Annotated in this window: 19 protein-coding genes; 12 read left to right on the plus strand and 7 right to left on the minus strand. The window is 70.7% G+C overall.

What is annotated here, in order from left to right; translation table 11 throughout:
- Positions 1-14: 14 nt before the first annotated feature.
- Positions 15-1679: a cation:proton antiporter gene (locus tag IT072_RS05785; RefSeq protein ID WP_223360004.1), complete on the plus strand. Its 1665-nt coding sequence runs from the start codon at positions 15-17 to the stop codon at positions 1677-1679.
- Positions 1680-1939: 260 nt separating this feature from the next.
- Complete coding sequence (locus IT072_RS05790) at positions 1940-2806, plus strand: type IV toxin-antitoxin system AbiEi family antitoxin domain-containing protein (protein ID WP_223360005.1); 867 nt, start codon at positions 1940-1942, stop codon at positions 2804-2806.
- Positions 2807-2850: 44 nt separating this feature from the next.
- On the opposite strand, the gene IT072_RS05795 is transcribed toward IT072_RS05790, so the two are convergent.
- Entirely contained in the window at positions 2851-4617 is a 1767-nt protein-coding gene (locus tag IT072_RS05795; protein WP_223360006.1) for an acetyl/propionyl/methylcrotonyl-CoA carboxylase subunit alpha, read from the minus strand.
- Between the two features lie 79 nt (positions 4618-4696).
- Positions 4697-5332, minus strand: a complete 636-nt coding sequence (locus IT072_RS05800) for a Maf family protein (RefSeq protein ID WP_223360908.1) — start codon at positions 5330-5332, stop codon at positions 4697-4699.
- A 24-nt stretch (positions 5333-5356) separates the two neighbouring features.
- Here IT072_RS05800 and IT072_RS05805 point away from each other — a divergent pair, with 24 nt between their 5' ends.
- From IT072_RS05805 to IT072_RS05820, 4 genes are read left to right on the plus strand one after another with little or no spacing between them, the layout of a single operon-like run.
- The gene (locus IT072_RS05805) at positions 5357-6649 is read left to right on the plus strand and encodes a class I SAM-dependent RNA methyltransferase (RefSeq protein ID WP_223360007.1); all 1293 of its coding nucleotides are present in this window, start codon (positions 5357-5359) and stop codon (positions 6647-6649) included.
- 38 nt (positions 6650-6687) lie between these two features.
- Complete coding sequence (locus IT072_RS05810; RefSeq protein WP_179699859.1) at positions 6688-7347, plus strand: response regulator transcription factor; 660 nt, start codon at positions 6688-6690, stop codon at positions 7345-7347.
- Positions 7334-8596, plus strand: coding sequence for an ATP-binding protein (locus IT072_RS05815; RefSeq protein WP_223360008.1), 1263 nt, complete (start codon positions 7334-7336; stop codon positions 8594-8596). The genes IT072_RS05810 and IT072_RS05815 overlap by 14 nt, the downstream gene beginning before the upstream one ends.
- Entirely contained in the window at positions 8593-9615 is a 1023-nt protein-coding gene (locus tag IT072_RS05820) for a hypothetical protein (protein WP_223360009.1), read from the plus strand. Before IT072_RS05815 ends, IT072_RS05820 begins: the two co-directional genes overlap by 4 nt.
- A 366-nt stretch (positions 9616-9981) precedes the next feature.
- Here the strand turns inward: IT072_RS05820 and IT072_RS05825 are convergent, their stop codons facing one another.
- A complete protein-coding gene (locus IT072_RS05825) occupies positions 9982-10209 on the minus strand; it encodes an acyl-CoA carboxylase epsilon subunit (RefSeq protein ID WP_223360010.1) in 228 nt (75 codons plus the stop codon).
- Positions 10206-11819 (minus strand): acyl-CoA carboxylase subunit beta, encoded by a 1614-nt coding sequence (locus IT072_RS05830; RefSeq protein WP_223360011.1) that lies wholly within the window; start codon positions 11817-11819, stop codon positions 10206-10208. Before IT072_RS05830 ends, IT072_RS05825 begins: the two co-directional genes overlap by 4 nt.
- 76 nt (positions 11820-11895) lie before the next feature.
- Here IT072_RS05830 and IT072_RS05835 point away from each other — a divergent pair, with 76 nt between their 5' ends.
- Together IT072_RS05835 and IT072_RS05840 are read left to right on the plus strand one after the other, a co-directional pair.
- Positions 11896-12675, plus strand: a complete 780-nt coding sequence (locus tag IT072_RS05835; protein ID WP_223360012.1) for a biotin--[acetyl-CoA-carboxylase] ligase — start codon at positions 11896-11898, stop codon at positions 12673-12675.
- A gap of 8 nt (positions 12676-12683) precedes the next feature.
- Positions 12684-13232, plus strand: a complete 549-nt coding sequence (locus IT072_RS05840; protein ID WP_223360013.1) for a PH domain-containing protein — start codon at positions 12684-12686, stop codon at positions 13230-13232.
- Here IT072_RS05840 and IT072_RS05845 read toward each other — a convergent pair.
- Complete coding sequence (locus tag IT072_RS05845; protein WP_223360014.1) at positions 13194-13763, minus strand: GtrA family protein; 570 nt, start codon at positions 13761-13763, stop codon at positions 13194-13196. The genes IT072_RS05840 and IT072_RS05845 overlap by 39 nt on opposite strands.
- Before the next feature lie 87 nt (positions 13764-13850).
- Between IT072_RS05845 and IT072_RS05850 the strand changes: the two genes are divergently transcribed.
- The 4 genes from IT072_RS05850 (at position 13851) to IT072_RS05865 (ending at position 18289) form a co-directional block, all read left to right on the plus strand.
- The gene (locus IT072_RS05850) at positions 13851-15020 is read left to right on the plus strand and encodes a 5-(carboxyamino)imidazole ribonucleotide synthase (protein WP_223360015.1); all 1170 of its coding nucleotides are present in this window, start codon (positions 13851-13853) and stop codon (positions 15018-15020) included.
- A gap of 68 nt (positions 15021-15088) precedes the next feature.
- On the plus strand, positions 15089-15592 hold the full coding sequence (gene purE / locus IT072_RS05855) for a 5-(carboxyamino)imidazole ribonucleotide mutase (protein WP_223360016.1): 504 nt from the start codon (positions 15089-15091) through the stop codon (positions 15590-15592).
- Positions 15589-16947: an LCP family glycopolymer transferase gene (locus tag IT072_RS05860; RefSeq protein ID WP_223360017.1), complete on the plus strand. Its 1359-nt coding sequence runs from the start codon at positions 15589-15591 to the stop codon at positions 16945-16947. The genes purE and IT072_RS05860 overlap by 4 nt, the downstream gene beginning before the upstream one ends.
- Positions 16948-17041: 94 nt before the next feature.
- The gene (locus tag IT072_RS05865) at positions 17042-18289 is read left to right on the plus strand and encodes an acyltransferase family protein (RefSeq protein WP_223360018.1); all 1248 of its coding nucleotides are present in this window, start codon (positions 17042-17044) and stop codon (positions 18287-18289) included.
- 18 nt (positions 18290-18307) lie between these two features.
- On the opposite strand, the gene IT072_RS05870 is transcribed toward IT072_RS05865, so the two are convergent.
- Positions 18308-19450, minus strand: coding sequence for a glycosyltransferase family 4 protein (locus IT072_RS05870; RefSeq protein WP_223360019.1), 1143 nt, complete (start codon positions 19448-19450; stop codon positions 18308-18310).
- Positions 19422-20300, minus strand: coding sequence for a dTDP-4-dehydrorhamnose reductase (gene rfbD, locus IT072_RS05875; protein ID WP_223360020.1), 879 nt, complete (start codon positions 20298-20300; stop codon positions 19422-19424). Before rfbD ends, IT072_RS05870 begins: the two co-directional genes overlap by 29 nt.
- Positions 20301-20302: the final 2 nt, after the last annotated feature.

The raw sequence follows: 20302 nt of genomic DNA on the forward strand, positions 1-20302 counted from the left end.
GGTAGGGTCCCGGCATGGAGATGGGAGTCCTCATCGGTGTGCTCGCCGTGCTGGCGATCGCCGCGGCAGCCACGATCGGCCCCAGGTTCGGCGTCGCCTCGCCGCTGATCCTGGTCGCCGTCGGCATCCTGGTGAGCCTCCTGCCGTTCGTCCCCGCCCTGCACATCGAGCCGGAGTGGATCCTGGCGGGCATCCTCCCGCCGTTGCTCTATTCGGCGTCCGTGTCGATGCCGTCGATGAACTTCCGGCGCGAGTTCGCGGCCATCGGCGGGCTCTCCGTCCTGCTCGTCGTGGTCAGCTCCGTCGTCCTCGGGCTGTTCTTCTCGTGGGCCATCCCCGGTCTGGACCTTGCCTGGGGCATCGCGCTCGGCGCGATCGTGAGCCCCACGGACGCCGTGGCCACCTCCATCGTGAAGCGCAGCGGCGTCTCGCCCCGCGTCGTCGCGATCCTGGAGGGCGAGAGCCTGCTCAACGACGCCACCGCGCTGGTGCTGCTGCGCGCCGCGATCGCCGCCGCCGCGGCCTCCTTCGCGGTCGGCACGGTGATCTGGACCTTCACTTACTCCGTCGTGGTCGCCGTCGCTCTCGGCTGGGCGGTCGGCCGCCTCAACCTCATCGTGCGCGCCCGGGTGAAGGACGCCACCGTCAACACGGTGCTCTCGTTCACCGTGCCCTTCGTCGCCTCCCTCCCGGCGGAAGCGCTCGGCGCCTCCGGACTGGTCGCCGCCGTCGTCGCCGGCCTGGTCACGGGGAGCCGCGCGCCGCGCGTCCTCTCCCCGCAGCATCGGCTCTCCGACGCGCAGAACTGGAAGACGGTCGAGCTCGTGCTCGAAGGCCTCGTCTTCCTGACGATGGGTCTGCAGCTGTTCGGCATCCTGCAGGAGGTCGAGGAGGTGCACGAGGGCGTCGGGCCGGCGGCCCTCGTCGCCGCAGGGGCCTTGGTTCTGACCATCGTGGTCCGTGCCGGCTATGTCGCGCCGCTGCTGCGTTCGCTGGGCAGGCGGCACCGGCGCACCGCGGCGATGAAGCCGCGCCTCGAGACGATGCAGAAGCGGATCGCGGACGCCGACAACGATCCCACCGCGCTCGTGCGGCAAGGCGGCCCCGGCAAGGGTCGCGTGCCGTCGCAGCGCGACGTGGGGCGCTTCACGACGCGCATCCGCCGGACGCTGGCGGATATCGACTACTTCACAGGTGCCCCGCTCGGCTGGCGCGAGGGCGCGGTCGTCGTGTGGGCCGGGATGCGCGGCGCGGTCACGGTCGCGGCGGCGCAGACCCTGCCGACTGACACGCCGGGCCGCCAGGTGCTCGTGCTCATCGCGTTCCTCGTCGCCGCCGGTTCGCTGCTCATCCAGGGTGGGACGATCGGCTGGGTGCTGAAGTGGCTCAAGCCCGCGCAGGTCGATCCGGAGACGGAGAACGCCGAGCGCAAGCGTGTGGCGTCGATGCTCCACGAGGCCGCCCGCCACATCCCACTGCCCGAGTCCCGCGAGCGCACCCCCGAGAACATGGAAGTGATGAAGAAGTTCGCTCTCGACCGCCTCCACGCCCAGCGCGCTGCCCTCCTCGACGCGCGCGACGACGGCACCTTCGACGCCGACGTGCTCGACCGCGCGCTCACCAACCTCGACGCCGACGAGATCAGCATCTCCCTCAAGGGCTCGCCCCCCGAGAACTGACCCCGCTGCCACCCGCCCCCCCACCCCACCCCACCCCACCCCACCCCACCCCACCCCATCCCACCCCACCCGACTAAATCCGGAGATGAGCCGCGACAGGCGCGTTTCCTCCGTTCGAACGGCGAACTGAGCGGCGTGGCGATCTCAGCCTCCGGAGTTACGGAGTGCACCACAGGCGGCCCAACGGACCGGTTCTCCACCGATCCTGCCGAGGCACGCCACGTGTGCCCGTCGCCCGGCACGCTGGGGCCATGGATTGGATGATGCGTTTGCGAGACCTCGGGGGTGTCGCATCGTCGGCGCAGCTGATCGCTGCGGGCGCGACAGCCGAGGCCCTCACCCGTGGTGTGCGCAGTGGCACGATGATGCGCCCGCGGCGCGGGTACTACGCGCTTCCCGCCGCTGATCCGATGGCTGTCAACGCGGTGCGAGCGGGAGGTCGGTTGTCGTGCCTCTCGGCGGCGGCGAAGTACGGGCTTTGGGCAGGGCGCGATCCGCGGCTGCACGTCACCGTCCCGGCAAAGTCGACGCGGCTGGCCGATCCCGGCGTCGACGTCGTGCGGCACTGGACGACGCGGAGCGGCGGTTCGGAGGTGTGGCGGGTGTCCGTGGTCGACTGCCTGCGCTCGGTCGTCCGATGTGCACCCCGGGAGGATGCTGTCGCAGTCTTGGACACGGCGGTCACCTCGGGGTTGGCACGTCTCGCGGACATGGCCTCACTGGTCGCCGGTGAGCCTGCATGGACGGCGGGCGTGTTCGCGCGCGCTCGCCCCGGTTCGGATTCAGGGATCGAGTCGATCGTCCGGCAGCGACTCACAGAGGGCGGCCATGTCGTCGAGCAGCAGGTGCATGTCGCCGGCGTCGGACGGGTGGACCTGCGCGTCGGAGGACGCCTCCTCGTCGAGATCGACGGGTACGCGTTCCATTCCGACCGCGGTGCGTTCGAGCGGGACAGGCATCGCGATGCGGAGCTCGCGCGTCGTGGGCTGCGCGTGCTCCGGTTCTCCGCCGCGCAGGTGCTCGACAGTTGGCGCCAGGTCGAGGCGGCAATTGATCGGGCGGTCACAGATCCGGAGGTCCGGTACGACACTCCGCTCAGAACGCAGCAACTCCGGAGTCTTGCCTGATGTCGGGCAAGAACGCCGGAGTTACTGGGGAGATGCGCGAAGCGCTAGACGATGCTGAGGAGGAGGTGGCCGGAGGAGACGGTCTCGCCGACGGCGGCATTGATGCCGGAGATCGTCCCGTCCTTGTGGGCGGTGAGCGGCTGCTCCATCTTCATGGCCTCGAGGACGAGCACGAGGTCGCCCTTGACGACCGCATCGCCGTCCGCGACGGCGACCTTGACGACAGTCGCCTGCATCGGGGCCGTGAGGGAGTCGCCGGTCGCGGTGTCGACCGCGGCGGCACTGCCGCGGCGACGCGGGGCGGGAGCGCTGGACGCGGATGCGGAGCCGCCGCCGGTGAGGAGCTTCGCGGGCAGAGACACCTCGATGCGCTTGCCCTCGACCTCGACGACCACGCTGCTGCGGCGCTCGGCCGGCGTCTGGTCGCCCAGCTCGCCGGACCACGGCTCGATCTCGTTGGTCCACTCGGTCTCGATCCAGCGGGTGTAGATCGAGAACGGCTCGCCGTCCTGCGGGGCGAAGGCGGGGTCGCGGACGATCGCGCGGTGGAACGGCAGGACGGTCGGCAGGCCGGCCACCTCGAACTCGTCGAGGGCACGGCGGGAGCGCTCGAGCGCCTCCTCGCGGCTGGAGCCGGTCACGATGAGCTTGGCGAGCATGGAGTCGAAGGCGCCGCTGATCTCGTCGCCGGCCTGGATGCCGCTGTCGACGCGGACGCCGGGTCCGCCGGCGGGCTTGAAGACGTGCACCGGACCGGGGGAGGGGATGAAGCCGCGGCCGGCGTCCTCGCCGTTGATGCGGAACTCGAACGAGTGACCGCGCGGCGCGGGGTCCTCGTAGTCGAGGGTGCCGCCCTCGGCGAGGCGGAACTGCTCGCGGACGAGGTCGATGCCGGTGACCTCTTCCGAGACGGGGTGCTCGACCTGGAGCCGGGTGTTGACCTCGAGGAAGGAGACGGTGCCGTCCTTGCCGATGAGGAACTCGCAGGTCCCGGCGCCCTGGTAGCCGACCTCCTTGAGGATGGCCTTGGACGCGGTGTAGAGCTGCTCGGTCTGCTCCGTGGTGAGGAACGGGGCCGGCGCCTCTTCGACGAGCTTCTGGTGGCGGCGCTGCAGCGAGCAGTCGCGGGTGGAGACGACGACGACGTTGCCGTATGCGTCGGCGAGGCACTGGGTCTCGACGTGGCGCGGCTGGTCGAGGTACTTCTCGACGAAGCACTCTCCGCGGCCGAAGGCGGCGATGGCCTCGCGGGTGGCGGAGTCGAAGAGCTCCGCGACCTCCTCGCGGGCGCGGGCGACCTTGAGGCCGCGACCGCCACCGCCGAAGGCGGCCTTGATGGCGACGGGGAGGCCGTACTGGTCGACGAACTCGAGGACCTCTGCGGCGTCTGCGACCGGGTTGAGGGTTCCGGGCGCGAGCGGGGCGCCCACCTTCTCGGCGACGTGACGAGCCGACACCTTGTCTCCGAGACGCTCGATGGCGTCGGGCGACGGGCCGATCCAGGTGAGGCCGGCAGCGATCACCGCGCGGGCGAAGTCGGCGTTCTCGGCGAGGAAGCCGTAGCCCGGGTGCACGGCGTCGGCGCCGGACCGCCGGGCGATCGAGAGCAGCTTGTCGATGACCAGGTACGTCTCCGCGCTGGTCGTGCCCTCGAGCGCGTAGGCCTCGTCGGCGAGCTTCACGTGGAGGGCGTCGCGGTCCTGGTCGGCGTAGACGGCGACGGAGCCGATCCCGCTGTCCTGAGCGGCGCGGATGACGCGGACGGCGATCTCGCCCCGGTTTGCGATGAGAACCTTGGTGATGGCTGGCACAGTTCTCTAGCCTATGCCGCCCGGCACCCCTCGTTTTGGACGATCCTCACAAAAATGAGTGCCGCGGTGATTGGAGGGTCTACAACCGATTCCAGAGCGAGGTCCACTCCACGCCGAGTTCGCGGACCAGGGTGCGCAGTGTCGAGAGCGAGAGGCCCACCACGGTGCTGGGGTCGCCGTCGACGCGTGTGATGAAGGGGCCGCCCAGGCTGTCGATCGTGAACGACCCGGCGACCTCGAGCGGCTCGCCGCTCGCGATGTAGGCGTCGATCTCGGCGACGGTCACGTCGGCGAACGTCACGGATGCGGTCGCGGTCGCGCCGACCGCGGCGTTCTCGCGGCCGTCGCGGTGGTCGATCAGCCAGTGGCCGGAGTGCAAGACGCCCGTGCGGCCGCGCTGGGCGAGCCAGCGCTCCCGCGCGACCTCGGGCCGATGCGGCTTGCCGTGGATCAGCCCGTCGATCGCGAAGGCGGAGTCGCCGCCGAGGATGAGCCCGTCGATCGGTGCGCCGTCGAGCGTGCCGCGGACGGCCTCGGCCTTCAGTCGCGCGAGGAGGTGGACCATCGCGTCGGGGGCGAGCGGACCGTGCTCCGCCTCCGCCGCGGCGACAGCGGCGGGCTCGTCGACGTGCGACGGCACCACGATCGGCTCGATGCCGGCGGCGCGCAGGAGCGCGAGGCGTGCCGGGGACGTGGACGCGAGGTAGAGGCGCATGGTCACCTGTGGGATGCTCGAAGGATGCCCCAGAACGATGAGGTCGACCTCGACATTACCAACGTCGCCCACGGCGGCGTGTTCGTCGCGCGCCATGAAGGACGGGTCGTGTTCGTTCCGGACACGCTTCCGGGCGAGCGCATCCGCGCGCGGATCTCCGACCGCACCCACGACCGATTCTGGCGCGGCGAGACGGTGGAGGTGCTGGAGGCCGCCCCCGAGCGGCAGGAGCACGTCTGGGAGGCGGCGTCGATCGACCGCGCACCCGGGCGGCGGGCCGGAGGCGCCGAGTTCGGGCACATCCGCCTCGACCATCAGCGCGAGCTCAAGCGCCGGGTCATCGAGGACGCTCTGCAGCGCACCGCGAAGCTCGACGCCGACGCGATCGCGCAGGTCGGCCCGTCGGGAGGCCGGGTCCGGGTGGAATCCGTGGCCGGTGAGACGGCGGACGGCACCGGCTGGCGCACCCGCGTGCGGCTGCAGGTCGGTGCGGCCGGCGAGGTGGGCCCGTACGCGGCGCGCACCCACACCATCGTCCCGGTGCGCAGTCTCCCGCTCGCGACCGCGCTGGTGCAGGAATCGGCGCCGTTCGGGCAGACGTTCCCCGGCGCGGAGTCCGTCGACGTCGTCGCCACCGGGGCGGGAGCCGCGCACGTGCTCGTCAACGAGGCGCCCGTCCGCACGGGCAAACGTCTCGCGCGCCCGCGCCGGCGTCCGGTCCCGATCCGCGAGCGCGTCGGGGACCGGGAGTTCCGGCTCGACGCTCGCGGATTCTGGCAGGTGCACCGCGGTGCGGCCGAGACCCTCACGCGGGCGGTGCAGGAGGCGGTGGACGAGGCCCTCTTCGACCCGCGTGCCGCGAACCTCGACCTCTACGGCGGCGTCGGCCTGCTGGCGGCGGCGGTCGGGGACAGGTTCGGCTCCACCCTCCGCATCACCTCCGTCGAGAGCGACGAGGCCGCGACCGATGACGCCGCGGAGAACCTCGCCGACTGGGTGGGCGCCTCCGCCGTCACGGCGAGGGTCGAGCGATTCGCCGCCGACCTCGCGGCCAACGCGAGCGCGAGCGAGCGTGCGCGGCTGCGGGCCGCGACCGTCGTCCTCGACCCGCCGCGCTCGGGCGCCGGACGTGCGGTCGTCGACTCGATCGCCGCTCTCGCGCCGGCCCAGATCGTCTACGTGGCGTGCGACCCCGTCGCGCTGGCGCGCGATCTGGCGTTCTTCGCCGACCGCGGCTACCCGCTCCGCTCGCTGCGCGCGTTCGACCTCTTCCCGAACACGCACCACGTCGAAGCGGTCGCCACGCTGACGCCCTGACGGGGGTCATGGGGTCCTGCACCACTACGATGAACCACATGGTGCGGGTATCTATCGTCGACGATCACGAGTCGGTGCGGCTGGGGCTGAAGGCGGCCTGCCAGGACGCCGGTTACGAGGTCGTCATCACCGCCGCGACGGTCGACGAGTTCGTCGCCGAGATCGGCGGCCAGGAGTGCGACGTGGTCGTGCTCGATCTCTCGCTCGGCGATGGGTCGAAGGTGACCGACAACGTCAAGCGCGCCCAAGCCACCGGAGCCGCCGTGCTGGTGCACAGCATCGCGGACCGCGTCGCCAGCGTCCGGGAGGCGCTCGCCGCGGGCGCGGCGGGAGTCATCCCGAAGTCGTCGCCCACGACGACCGTGATGAACGCCATCGCCACGGTCGCGCGGGGGGATGTCCTCAACAACCTCGAGTGGGCGACCGCGATCGACGCGGACAGCGACTTCGCCAAGGCCCAGCTGGGCCGGCGCGAGCGCGACGTGCTGCATCTCTACGCGTCGGGCCTGCCGTTGAAGGCGGTCGCGGCGCAGCTCGGGATCGCGAACTCGACCGCTCGCGAGTACCTGGACCGGATCCGGGTCAAGTACGTGGAGGTCGGCCGCCCGGCCCCCACGAAGGTGGATCTGCTCCGGCGCGCGGTGGAAGACGGCATCCTGCCGGGTCTCGACCCCGACACGGGCAATGAGCGCGTCTGACTTCGCGCGCCCCGGCAGCGTGCCGGGTGCTCCGCGCGAGTCGTCGAAGCCTCGCAACCCGCTGAGCCGCGCCCGCATCGAGCGCATCGCGGACCGCACCGTGGCGGCGTTCGGACTCGTCTTCGGGCTGCAGACCATCCCGTCGGCACTCGCCCAGCAGCACGCGCTCGTGCAGCCGTGGGGTCTCGTGATGACGATCGTCATCTTCGGCGGCATCGTCGTCACCGTGCTCCTGGCGATCCTGCAGCGCTGGGTCAAGGGGGCGATGGCCGTCCTGGCCGTGCTCTACCTCGTCGCGATCGTAACGTGGCCGTTCGTGGTCTCCGACCCGGCGGCGTTCACGGCGGACAAGCCCTGGATCTGGTTCCTCTGCAACGTCTTCACCGCGTTCGCCGCTGTCGCCTACCCGCTCTGGCTGGCCGTGGTCTACACGCTGATCGCCCCGATCGCGTACGGCGTCGTCCGGGCGCTGCCTGCCGGTGGCGGCGTCGGCGCCGAGCTGGCCGGCTTGGACGCGGTCTACGCGATCATCCTCGGCGGAGCCATCCTCGCCATCATCGCGATGATGCGTCAAGCGTCGTCGGGCGTCGACGCGGCGCAGAGCCAGGCGCTCGCCCGGTACGCCACCGCCGTCCGTCAGCACGCCACGGAGGTGGAGCGCGTCCAGGTCGACGCCATCGTGCACGACAGCGTGCTCACGACCCTGCTCTCGGCGGCCAGCGCGCGGACTCCGGCGCAGAAGGAGCTGGCGGCGACCATGGCGGCGGACGCGATCGGCCACCTGCACGCGGCCGAGGCGTCCGGTCCGGAGGACCAGTCCCTCGTCGGCCTCGACCGCCTGAGCGACCGGCTGGTGACGGCCGCCAACGCGTTCTCCTCGCCGTTCGCGATCGAAGTGCAGGACGTCGAGGTCCACAGCCTGCCCGTCAACGTGGCGGAGGCCGTGTACTCGGCCAGCGTGCAGGCGATGGTGAACAGCATGCAGCACGCGGGCGGGCCGGAGGTGCGCCGCAGCATCAGCATCCGCGGGGGCACTCCGTCCGCGACCGTTCATATCGTCGTGCGCGATGAGGGGAAGGGCTTCGCCGCGGACGAGGTGCCGGCGGAGCGTCTCGGGCTGCGGGTGAGCATCCGCGATCGCCTCGCGAAGGTCGGCGGGCGCGCGCGCATCGAGTCCGAGCCCGGCGCGGGGACGACCGTCGTCATCCTCTGGCCGTCCTCCGACCGGGAGCCGGAGGTGGTCGAGTGATCACCCTGAACCGGGTCCTCTTCCTCGGCCTCGGCGCCCTGTTCTCGGCGTATCACCTGTTCCTCGCGCTGTCCTCGCTCTCGATCCCCGCCAATCCCGGGCCGCCCATCGCGGCGATGATCCTGTACGGGGTCGCGACCGTGATGAGCCTCTGGCCGACGAGCCCGACGAAGATGCCCCTGTGGCTCGCGGCGTTCGACCTCGCCGTGTGCGTCGTCATCCCGATCCTCGTCACGAGTCAGCTCGACCCGGCGAAGGACAACGGCTACGGCACGTGGTACGTCGCGGCCGTCGGCACGCTGATGACCATCTGCGCGGTGCGCAGGCAGTCCATCTTCGCGTGGGCCGGAGTCGGTTTCCTCGCCGTGCAGACCGTCGTCTGGGCCGGCCCGGGGGCGCTCGCCGGGCTCGGAGTCATCGGCTCGGTCGTCTGGGTCGGCGTCGCCGTGGTGATCGCGGGCTCGCTCGCCAAGGCCGGCCGCGACTCCCTCCAATTCGCCAGGGCCGAGCGGGAGGCCACGGAGTGGCAGGCCGCTCAGGAGGCGCACGTCATGGAACGTCAGCTGCGGCTGCGGCAGACGTATCGTGTCGCGGCCCCGATGCTCGCCGAGATCGTCCGCCGCGGCGGCGACCTGACCGAGGCCGAGCGTCGCGAGTGCCGTTATCTCGAGGGCGCCATCCGCGACGAGATCCGGGGGCGACGCCTGCTGAACGACGACGTGCGCCGGGAGGTCATGGACGCCCGTCGGCGCGGCGTGGTCGTCAGCCTCCTGGACGAGGGCGGGATCGACGACCTGGACCAGCGCGGCCTCGAGACGGTGTTGCGCCGTCTCGCCGAGGCGATCCGGGGAACGACGACGGACAAGCTGATCGTCCGCACCGTGCCCCGCTCGTCGAAGACGGCCGTGACCGTCGTCGGCTTGCGCATGTCGGACGACGGCGCTGCCAACGCGCTGGGCGCCGAGTCGGATGACGACGAGGTCGATCTCTGGCTCGAGATCCCGCGACCGGTCGTCTGATCCTCACCCGCCGGCCCGGCCGACAGGCGTGGGTGAGCGCGAGTTAACAGGAGAAAGGGGCCGACACCCGAATTGTCGGCCCCTTTTCAAACCCCGAGTCAGGGCGACAACCCGAATATCGCCCTGACTCGCCCCCAAAGCACTCGCCCGCTTACCCTAGTCGGCGAGTGATTCGGCGGTGTGACTCACGAGGAGAGACACCTAGCAACAACAATATTGGCGCGCTTCCCAGGTATTACATAGTCGTCATTTTGGAGGACATCGGGGGACACTCGGTGTCCTCCCTGTTCCCGCTCGTCCGGAATCGCGCCTGTACCGCATCCGGGGGACGCCTCCTCCGGGGTACAAACCGGGGGACGCGACCGCTCAGGCGGAGAACGACCGCCAGGCCCCGGGACCGGGGGAGAGCGGCGTGCGGAGGCTGCGCTGGCTGCGCCCCCAGGCGTCCGGACCCGTCGCGGGTCGGGCGTCCCGGGCGGCCGCGGCCTGCTCCGCAGCGGCTGCCGTCAGCACGGCGGTGACGGCAGCGACTTCCTCGGCTGTCACGCCACGCGTAATGAACCGGATCTGCGACGGGTCGAGGCCGGCGCTCACAGCGGGATGTTCCCGTGCTTCTTCGGCGGCATGGTCGCGCGCTTGGTGCGCAGCGACCGCAGCGCCTTGATGACCGAGACGCGGGTCGCCGCCGGCTCGATGACGCCGTCCAACTCGCCACGCTCCGCGGCGAGGAACGGGCTCGCGACGTTGTAGGTGTACTCGTTGGCGAGCTTGGTGCGCACGGCGGCGACGTCCTCGCCGGCCTCCTCCGCCCGCTTGATCTCGCCGCGGTAGAGGATGTTGACCGCGCCCTGTCCGCCCATGACGGCGATCTCGGCGGTGGGCCAGGCCAGGTTGATGTCGGCGCCCAGCTGCTTGGAGCCCATGACGATGTACGCGCCACCGTAGGCCTTGCGCGTGATGATCGTCACGAGCGGCACCGTCGCCTCCGCGTACGCGTAGAGCAGCTTCGCACCACGGCGGATGACGCCGGTCCACTCCTGGTCGGTGCCCGGCAGGTAGCCCGGCACGTCCACGAGCGTGAGGATCGGGATGCCGAACGCGTCGCAGAACCGGACGAACCGCGATGCCTTCTCTCCGGCGTCGATGTTGAGCGTGCCGGCCATCGCGCTCGGCTGGTTCGCGACGATGCCGACGGAGCGGCCGTCCACGCGGGCGAAGCCGATGACGATGTTGGGCGCGAACAGCGGCTGCACCTCGAGGAACTCCGCCTCGTCGACGATGCCCTCGATGATGGACTTCACGTCGTACGGCTGGTTGGGGGAGTCCGGGATGACGGTGTTGAGACGTCGATCGGCGTCCGTGGTCTCGAGCTCCGGCTCCGACTCGTACTCGGGCAGTTCGGCGAGGTTGTTCTGCGGCAGGTAGCTGAGCAGGTTGCGCGCGTAGTCGAGGGCGTCCTCCTCGTCGCTCGCGAGGTAGTGGGAGACGCCGGATACCTTGTTGTGCGTCAGGGCGCCGCCGAGCTCCTCGAAGCCGACGTCCTCACCGGTGACGGTCTTGATCACGTCGGGGCCGGTCACGAACATGTGGCTCGACTTGTCCACCATGATGACGAAGTCCGTGAGGGCGGGGGAGTACACCGCGCCGCCGGCCGCCGGGCCCATGACGATCGAGATCTGCGGGATCACACCGGAGGCGGCGGTGTTGCGGCGGAAGATCTCGCCGTACTTGCCGAGGGCGACGACGCCCTCCTGGATGCGGGCGCCGCCGGAGTCGAGGATCCCGATCATCGGCACGCCGGTCTTGAGGGCGTGGTCCATCACCTTGATGATCTTCTCGCCCGCGACCTCGCCGAGCGATCCGCCGAAGATGGTGAAGTCCTGGCTGAACACGGCGACGTTGCGGCCGTGGATGGTGCCGACGCCCGTGACGACCGCATCGCCGTACGGACGCTTGGCCTCCATGCCGAACGCGTGGGTGCGGTGGCGGACGAACTCGTCGAACTCGACGAAGGAGCCCTGGTCGAGCAGGAGCTCGATGCGCTCGCGGGCGGTGAGCTTGCCTTTGGCGTGCTGCTTCTCGATCGCGGTCTGCCCGCTGGCGGTCACGGCCTCGTGGAACCGCTCCTTCAGGTCCGCGAGCTTGCCTGCGGTGGTGGAGAGGTCGGGGGTCTGACGTGCTTCGGTGTCGGTCACGCCGTTCACTCTACCTTCCAGCGCAGAGGCGATGCCGTTGAGGAGTTCCTACAAAATCGGGGCCTCACGCTGGCAGACTGGGCCAATGCAGCAGAGCGATCCTCACGCCTTCCGTCGCAGTCGAGCCGTCGTCCCCGTGCTGGAGGTGCTCGACGAGGCCGGGTCGACGAACGACGTCCTCACCGCGCGGGCGGCCACCCTCCCGGACCTCTCCGTCATCGTGACCGGCAACCAGACCGGAGGGCGTGGGCGCCTCGGCCGGGTCTGGGTGGCGCCGCCCGGTCGCACGCTCGCGATCTCGGTGCTCCTGCGCCCGGACGGGCTCGCGCCGGAGGCGTTCGGCTGGTTCCCGCTCCTGGCGGGCCTGGCGATGAGCAGAGCGGTCGCACCCCTCGTGCCCGGCACGGTCGCCGTGAAGTGGCCCAACGACGTCCTGATCGACGGGGCCAAGGTGAGCGGGACCCTCTCGGAGCTGCTCCCCGACCTCTCCGGTCTGGTCATCGGTGCGGGAGTGAACCTTTCGCAGGAGGCCGAGGAGCTGCCGACCGAGACCTCCACGTCGCTCGTGCTGGCGGGGGCGGAGTCGCCGGATGCGGACATCGTGCTGTCGTCGTATCTCACCCAGCTGACCGCCCTCTACCGCGAGTACCTCACCGCGGGCGGCGATGCGGTGCGCAGCGCCCTCCGCGACGAGGTCGCCGAGGCGTGCCACACCCTCGGCCGCGCCGTGCGCGTCGAGCTGCCGGGAGGGGACACGCTGCTCGGCACGGCCGTCGGCATCGACGCCGACGGCAGACTGATCGTGGAGTCGGAAACGGGGCGCACGGCTGTCGCAGCGGGAGACGTCACGCACCTGCGGTATTAATGGGAAGCATGAGCAACACGACGGACGGGGTGCCCGGCCAGCCCCCGGAGCGGGTGATCGCGCGCCTGCGCCGCAACGCCCGCGTGCTGTTCTGGCCGAGTGCGGCGTTGATCGCCGCGAGCGGTGCCGCCGGGTACTTCGCCGGACGGCTGGACGAGGTCTGGGAGATCGTGCTCCTGTGGTCGGCCGCTGCCGCGGTCCTACTGCTGCTGTTCCTGCTGCCGCTCGCCGCGTGGCTGAGCCGGCGCTACACGATCACCACGCGCCGCATCGTGATCCGGCACGGCTTCTTCGTGCGGGTTCGGCAGGAACTGCTGCACAGTCGCGGCTACGACGTGAGTGTGAAGCGCAACTGGCTGCAGAGCGCCTTCCGCTCGGGCGATGTGCGCATCAACGCGGGTCTCGATCACCCGGTCGTCCTCAAAGACGTGCCGAAGGCCGACCAGGTGCAGCGCGCGCTCGGCGAACTGATGGAGCACGCGCAGAACGTGGTCGCGCTGCGGCGTCAGCAGTCGGAGTCAGTCTCCGACGAGACCACCGTCTGGGGCAGCCGCTAGCGTCGAGCCGGTCAGCACGGCGGGCTCGACGGGCCGGGTGTCGCCCGCAGCCCGGTTCGTGCGACGCGCCGCGCGCCGTCCTGCACGCTCGGGTGAGAACACCCACCAGCGGTAGAAGGCGAAGCGGAACACCATGCCGAGGGCCAGGCCGACGACGTTGTTCGCGATGTTGTCCGCCAGGAGCGACGTGAAGCCGAGCGCGTAGTGGGAGACCCAGACGCAGAGCAGCGGGATGGCCATCCCGGCGAGGCTGACGACGAAGAACTCTGCGCCCTCGCGCGCGGTGTTCTCCTGCCGGTTCTTCGCGAACGCCCAGTACCGGTTGCCCACCCAGTTGGTGCCGATCGCGACGAGGGTGGCGATGGCGGTGGCGATGAGCGTCTTGTGGGGGACGTTCGAGAGCACGGTGAGCATCAGTCCGTTGAACACCGCGAGGTTGACGACGAAGCCGACCGCTCCCACCGCGCCGAACTTGATCAGCTGGGGGAGCAGTCGCGCTTTGCGCGCCGCGGGGGGATTCTGGATCGTCATGCTCCGGCCGGATCGATGCGGGAAGATAGGAAGTGCGTTCGCCACGATACGCGAACCCGGTTTCCCGTTGCTGAGAGTTGTCACGGGGTGCATGAAGAGTCGAGGAGAGAGCGTTCGATGGTCAGGAACACAGTCGGAGTGATCGGCGGCGGGCAGCTGGCACGGATGATGATCCCTCCGGCGGTCGAGCTGGGCATCGACATCCGGGTGCTCGAGGAGGCCGCGGGCATGAGCGCGGAGATCGCCGCGACCGGTGTCGGAGACTACCGCGACCTCGACACGGTGCTGGCGTTCGCGGAGACCGTCGACGTGATCACGTTCGACCACGAGCACGTGCCGCCGGCGATCCTGCGGGAGCTGGTCGAGCGCGGGATCCCCGTGCATCCCGGACCGGACTCCCTCCTCTACGCCCAGGACAAGATCCAGATGCGGGCCAAGCTCAGCGAGCTCGGGCTGCCCGTTCCGGACTGGGCGGCCGTGGAGTCGGCCGACGAGCTGGCGGCGTTCCTGGCCGACCACGGCGGCCGCGCCGTCGTGAAGACCGCGCGCGGCGGCTACGACGGCAAGGGCGTGCGCGTGGTGTCCGAGGCGGGCGAGGCGGACGACTGGTTCCTCGCGCTCGCCGAGGACGGGCGCGGCGGCGCCCTGCTCGTGGAGGAGCTGGTCTCGTTCCAGCGCGAGCTGGCGCAGCTGATCGCCCGACGGCCGTCCGGCGCGTCGGCCGTCTGGCCGGTGGTGGAGACCATCCAGCGCGACGGCGTCTGCGCCGAGGTGATCGCCCCGGCGCCGGGGGCGTCGGGGCGCGTGGCGGACGCCGCGGCCGACATCGCCACCCGCATCGCGGACGGCCTCGGGGTCACCGGCGTGCTCGCCGTCGAGATGTTCGAGACGACGGACGGCCGCCTCCTGATCAACGAGCTCGCGATGCGCCCGCACAACAGCGGGCACTGGTCGATCGAGGGGGCGGTGACGAGTCAGTTCGAGCAGCACCTGCGCGCCGTGCTCGACCTGCCCCTCGGCGAGACGCGTCCCCGCGACGAGTGGTCCGTCATGGTCAACATCCTGGGCGGTCCCGCGGAGGGGACCCTGCAGGACAGGTACCCGGCCGCGCTCGCCGCGCATCCCGAGGCCAAGTTCCACGGATACGGCAAGGAGCCGCGGCCGGGCCGCAAGGTCGGCCACGTCACGGTCGGCGGCGACGATCTCGACGACGTCGTCTACCGCGCCCGCGCCGCCGCTGCGTACTTCGAGGGCTGAATTCCGGGGGTGCCCGCACCGCGTGCCGTAACCCGGACGCGGGGGAGCCCGCCTTTACGATTGTGGGCATGCCCGAGAAGTCGCAACCCCTGGTGTCCGTGGTGATGGGGTCCGACTCGGACTGGTCCGTGATGCAGGAGGCGTCGCGGCTGCTCACCGAGTTCGGCGTCGCCCACGAGGTGGAGGTCGTCTCCGCGCACCGCACGCCCGTCAAGATGATCGACTTCGGCCGGGCCGCTGCCGGCCGTGGCGTCCGCGTGATCATCGCGGGTGCCGGAGGCGCGGCCCACCTGCCCGGCATGCTCGCCGCCGTGACCACCCTCCCGGTCGTCGGCGTCCCTGTCCCGCTCGCGCGCCTCGACGGCCTCGACTCGCTGCTCTCCATCGTCCAGATGCCGGCGGGAGTGCCGGTCGCGACGGTGTCCATCGGCGGCGCCCGCAACGCGGGACTGCTCGCCGTCAAGATCCTCGCGACCGCCGACCCGTCCCTGGCGACCGCACTCGAGCGCTTCGCCGCCGATCTGGAGGCGAGCGTCGAGGAGAAGAACGCGGCGCTGCACGCGAAGCTATGAACCCCACGAGCCCGCTGCGTCACCCGGACGCCTCGTCCGCGCCCGTCATGACCAGGCGGGCCTGGTGGCTCGTCCTCCTGAACGTCCTGCTGCCGGGTTCCGTGCAGCTGGTCGCCGGAAATCGTCGGCTGGGACGCGTCGGCCTCATCGCCACGGGGCTCCTCTGGCTCGGGGCGATCGTGGCGCTGATCACCTACCTCGTCGCCCCGACCGCGATCTACACCTTCTTCACCCAGGCCGCCAGCCTGACCGTGCTCCAAATCCTGCTCATCGCCTTTGCGATCCTCTGGGTGGTGCTCACCCTCGACACGCTCCGTCTCGTGCGCCTGGTGAAGACCAGGCCCAACGCCCGTGGCTGGATCGCGGCCTTCGCCGTGCTCGTCCTCGTCGGGCTCACGGGCACGGCGGGCTACGCCTCCGTGGTCGCCGGCTCCGCGCGCGGGGCGCTCGGCGACATCTTCTCGGCGGGGCCGTCCGAGCCGCCCGTCGATGGCCGGTACAACATCATGCTGCTCGGCGGTGACGCCGGACCCGACCGCGAGGGCCTCCGCCCCGACAGCATGTCGGTCGTGAGCATCGACGCCTCGACGGGCAAGGCCGTCACGATCGGCCTGCCGCGCGACCTGGATCCGGTGCCCTTCCCCGAGACCTCCCCGCTCCACACGCTCTATCCGGACGGCTACGGCTACGAGGACCGCTGCGACGTCGACGTCTGCCAGCTCAACTCCATCTACACCGAGGTCGAGGTCTACAAGAAGGACCTCTACCCGAACGCCACGAAGAACAAGAGCGAGCCGGGCATCGAAGCCATGCGCGACGCCCTCGAGGGTGCGACCGGTCTGACCATCCAGTACTACGTGCTCATCGACATGCAGGGCTTCTCCGACCTGATCGACGCCCTCGGGGGCGTCGATATCACGGTGACCGACCGCGTCCCGATCGGCGGGGATGAGAACCTCAACGGCGTCGCCGAGTGGATCGAGCCCGGCCAGCACCACATGGACGGCTACCACGCCCAGTGGTACGCCCGCGCCCGGCACGGGTCGAGCGACTACGACCGGATGGCGCGCCAGCGCCAGCTGCAGGACGCGATCCTCAAGCAGGTCAACCCGGTCAACGTCGTCAGCAAGTTCGAGGGCATCGCCAAGGCTGGATCCCAGGTGATGAAGACCGACATCCCGCAGTCGATGCTGGGCTACTTCGTCGACCTCGGGATGAAGACCCGGAAGCTGCCCGTCGACCAGCTGGAGCTGGTGCCGCCGACGATCGATCCCACCGACCCCGACTACACGGAGATCCACCAGCTCGTCCGGCAGGCGCTCGCGCCGGCGGCGCCGAAGCCGACCGCGAAGTAGCCGAAGCGCACTCAGCCCACCCCCCAATAGGTCACAGGGACCGCTCAGCGCAACCCCGTAGCGTCGCCCGCCTATGACGGGTACTGGTGGAAACGTGGCTGAGACGACGACACGACGACCGGCGACGGGCCGGCTGACCGCGCTGGACGGGCTCCGCGGACTCGCGGCGGTGATCGTCGTGTTCCATCACGCTCTGTACACCAACCCCGACTTCCCTGGAGCCCCCGGCGGCGGAGACGCCCCTGTCGGCTCCGCACTGTGGTGGATCAGTTACACGCCGCTGAAGTTCCTCACCGCGGGCGTGGAGTCGGTGATCGTCTTCTTCGTCCTGTCCGGCCTCGTGGTGACCCTGCCCGTCGTGCGGCATCGCGGTTTCGACTGGGTCGCCTACTTCCCGCGCCGAGTCGTGCGGCTGATGGTGCCGGTGACGGCGTCGGTGCTCCTGGCAGCCGCGTGGGTAGCCGCCATCCCGCAGATCTCGACACAGGCCGCCGGAACGTGGCTGAGCAACTCCTCGACGCCGGACTTCGGCTGGGAGTACATCGTGAAGGCGATCGACCTGCTCGGGGGTGACGGGCAGATCAACAATCCGCTGTGGTCGCTGCGCTGGGAGCTCGTCTTCTCCCTCGCGCTGCCCGTGTTCGCCGTCGCCGCCATCGCCGTGCGGAAGTGGTGGATCGGCGGCCTCGCCGCCGCCTGCGCCCTCACCTGGCTCGGCGCCCGCACCGGGTCGGGGGAGCTCGAGTATCTTCCTGCGTTCTTCGTCGGCGCGGTGATCGCCGTGCGACTGGAGGCCGTCCGCAACGTCGCCGATCGCATCAACGCCCGATGGTACCGTCACCCGCTGTGGGCGGCACTCACCGTCGGCAGCGGCCTGCTGCTCATCGCCCCGTGGCTGTTCGGCCCGGGCATCGCGGAGCTGCCCGAGTTGCAGCACGCACTCAAGGGCCTCATCCCGCTCGCCGCCGCGGGCCTGGTCGTGGCCGTGCTGGGGTGGAAGCCGCTGCGTGCCGTCTTCGAGTCACGGCCGTTCCAGTTCGCCGGGACGATCTCCTTCAGCCTCTACCTGGTGCACGTGCCGATCCTGATCTTCAGCACCTACCTCTTCGCGGACGAGCCCTGGTACGTCGCACTCCTGTTCGGGATCCCGCTCGCGACGGCAGTGGCCGTCGCCTTCACCTGGCTGATCGAGAAGCGCAGCCACGGGTGGTCGAAGAAGGCCGGCGCGTGGGCGTCCGAGCGTTATCGCGCCTGGTTCGGCCGGGAAGAGCCGGAGCAGACCGCGCGTCCTGCCCTGTCGGCCCTGGCCGAGCGCGAGCGAGAGGACGCCGGCCGCCGCTGACGACCCCCGCGCGGGCGGTCACAGATCGGCGTGCAGCTGCCAGACCCGCTCGGCGGAATCCCGCCAGCTGAATGCGCGCGCCCGGTCGGAGCCGAGCACTCCGAGCCGCTCGCGCAGGGCATCGTCGTCAAGGACACGGCCGATGGCGGCGGCGAGCCGCTCCGAATACCCGTCGTCGTCGTCGGGGGAGGAGACGCGCTCGACCACGACGCCCGCGCCGCCCGCCACCTCCACCAGGGCGGGATCGTCGGAGTGGATGACGGGAAGACCGAACTTGAACGCCTCCACGATCGGGAGGCCGAAACCCTCCGCGAGGCTCGGGTACACGAACACTGTCGCACGGCTCAGGACGACCGCCAGATCGGCGTCGTCGAGGCGGCCGAGCGCCCGCACCCGGTCCTCGGGAAGGCCGGCGGCGGCGGCGACGCCGGTGGCGCTGCCGTCGCCGTAGCGGTCCGGACCGGCGATCAGCAGGGGGATGCCGTGGGTCTCGGGTCGAGCGATCGCGCGGATCAGCGGCGCGACGCCCTTGCGGGGCATGATCGATCCGAGAGTGAGCGCGTACGAGTCGGGCAGCGCCAGGCGAGCGGCGCGCTCGTCGGCGTCGGCGGGCAATCGCAGTGTCGTGGCGGGGGCGCCGCCGATCACCCGGATGCGATCGCCGAAGTCCAACTCCTCCGAGAGGCGTGCCGCCACGGCGTGGGTCGGCACGACGATCGCGTCCGCGTGCTTGCGCGCACGTTTCGCCATCGCCTTGGTCCAGAGGGCGCCGCCCGCGCCGAGCGAGTCGGGGTGCGTCCACGCGAGGGTGTCGTGGATGGTGACGGCCACCTGGTCGCCTTCGTCACGGCGTTTGCGCAGCGGGGCGAAGAGCGAGGGAGCGTGCACCATCCCGCGCACCGATCCCATCGAGACTCCGCCGGGCAGGGCGACCGCGAGCTCGCGGTGGGCGAGCGGGAGGCGCGCGATGTCGGCGATGCCCGGGAGCGCAGAGCGCAGCGCCTCGAGCTCTTCGTCGGGCACGGCGGAGACGATCCCGACCACCTCGCACCCGCGAGGGGCGGTCCTGATCAACTGACGGGTCAACTCCTCGGTGTAGCGGCGCGCGCCGCCGGGAGTCTCGCCGATCAGTTCATCGATCACCACCCTGAGGGTTGTCATTCTGCTCCAGGACTCCGTGACGCGCCGCGTCGGCCAATGCTTCCTCCCATGCGCGCATGGGCTCGAGGCCGGCTGCGCGCCAAGCCGCGTGACCGAGCACCGAGAACGCAGGCCGCGGGGCAGGCCGCACGAAGGTCGAGCTGTCGGTCGGTGTGACCCTATCAGGGTTCAAACCGGCCTCGCTGAAGACCGCCTTCGCGAACTCGAACCAGCTCGCGCGGCCGGAGTTCGTGCCGTGGTAGACGCCTGCAGGGGCATCACCGTCGAGCAACGCGACGATCTGCCGGGCGAGGTCGCCCGTCCACGTCGGCTGGCCGATCTGGTCCGCCACCACGCTCACCGTCTCGTGGGTCTCGGCGAGCTTCACCATGGTCTTCGCGAAGTTGGGGCCGCCGGCCCCGTAGAGCCACGCGGTGCGCACGACGTAGGTGCCCGTGGGATGGGCGGCGAGGGCGAGCTCCTCACCGGCGGCCTTGGTGCGGCCGTACGCGTTGATCGGGTCGCGGGGGGTGTCCTCGGCGTACGGCTCGGTGGCGAACCCGTCGAACACGTAGTCGGTCGAGACGGTGACGAACTTCGCGCCGTACTGTGCCGCGGCGATCGCGAGGTTCTCGGTGCCCGTGGCGTTGATCGCGTAAGCGTCGTCCTCGTGGGTCTCGGCGTCGTCGACCTTGGTGTACGCCGAGGCGTTGATCACCACGTCGTGCCCGGCGACGGCCGCGATGACGGCGTCGCGGTCGGTCACGTCGAGGTCGGCCCTGCTCAGCGCGGTGATATCACGGCCGCCGAGGGCCTGCTGGAGGTCCTGGCCGAGCTGGCCGGCCGCACCGGCGATCAGGTAGCGCGTCATGG

Origin of the sequence: Leifsonia sp. ZF2019, assembly GCF_019924635.1 — a bacterium.
Taxonomy (GTDB): Bacteria; Actinomycetota; Actinomycetes; order Actinomycetales; family Microbacteriaceae; genus Leifsonia.

What these genes read in the sequence shown, in the direction of transcription:
- IT072_RS05790 (WP_223360005.1), top strand. Translation starts at nt 1,940, where the DNA reads ATGATGCGTTTGCGAGACCTCGGGGGTGTCGCATCGTCGGCGCAGCTG.
- IT072_RS05800 (WP_223360908.1), bottom strand. Translation starts at nt 5,332, where the DNA reads ATGCGCCTCTACCTCGCGTCCACGTCCCCGGCACGCCTCGCGCTCCTG.
- purE (WP_223360016.1), top strand. Translation starts at nt 15,089, where the DNA reads ATGCCCGAGAAGTCGCAACCCCTGGTGTCCGTGGTGATGGGGTCCGAC.
- IT072_RS05835 (WP_223360012.1), top strand. Translation starts at nt 11,896, where the DNA reads ATGCAGCAGAGCGATCCTCACGCCTTCCGTCGCAGTCGAGCCGTCGTC.
- IT072_RS05845 (WP_223360014.1), bottom strand. Translation starts at nt 13,763, where the DNA reads ATGACGATCCAGAATCCCCCCGCGGCGCGCAAAGCGCGACTGCTCCCC.
- IT072_RS05785 (WP_223360004.1), top strand. Translation starts at nt 15, where the DNA reads ATGGAGATGGGAGTCCTCATCGGTGTGCTCGCCGTGCTGGCGATCGCC.
- IT072_RS05860 (WP_223360017.1), top strand. Translation starts at nt 15,589, where the DNA reads ATGAACCCCACGAGCCCGCTGCGTCACCCGGACGCCTCGTCCGCGCCC.
- IT072_RS05815 (WP_223360008.1), top strand. Translation starts at nt 7,334, where the DNA reads ATGAGCGCGTCTGACTTCGCGCGCCCCGGCAGCGTGCCGGGTGCTCCG.
- IT072_RS05810 (WP_179699859.1), top strand. Translation starts at nt 6,688, where the DNA reads ATGGTGCGGGTATCTATCGTCGACGATCACGAGTCGGTGCGGCTGGGG.
- IT072_RS05805 (WP_223360007.1), top strand. Translation starts at nt 5,357, where the DNA reads ATGCCCCAGAACGATGAGGTCGACCTCGACATTACCAACGTCGCCCAC.
- rfbD (WP_223360020.1), bottom strand. Translation starts at nt 20,300, where the DNA reads ATGACGCGCTACCTGATCGCCGGTGCGGCCGGCCAGCTCGGCCAGGAC.
- IT072_RS05870 (WP_223360019.1), bottom strand. Translation starts at nt 19,450, where the DNA reads ATGACAACCCTCAGGGTGGTGATCGATGAACTGATCGGCGAGACTCCC.
- IT072_RS05840 (WP_223360013.1), top strand. Translation starts at nt 12,684, where the DNA reads ATGAGCAACACGACGGACGGGGTGCCCGGCCAGCCCCCGGAGCGGGTG.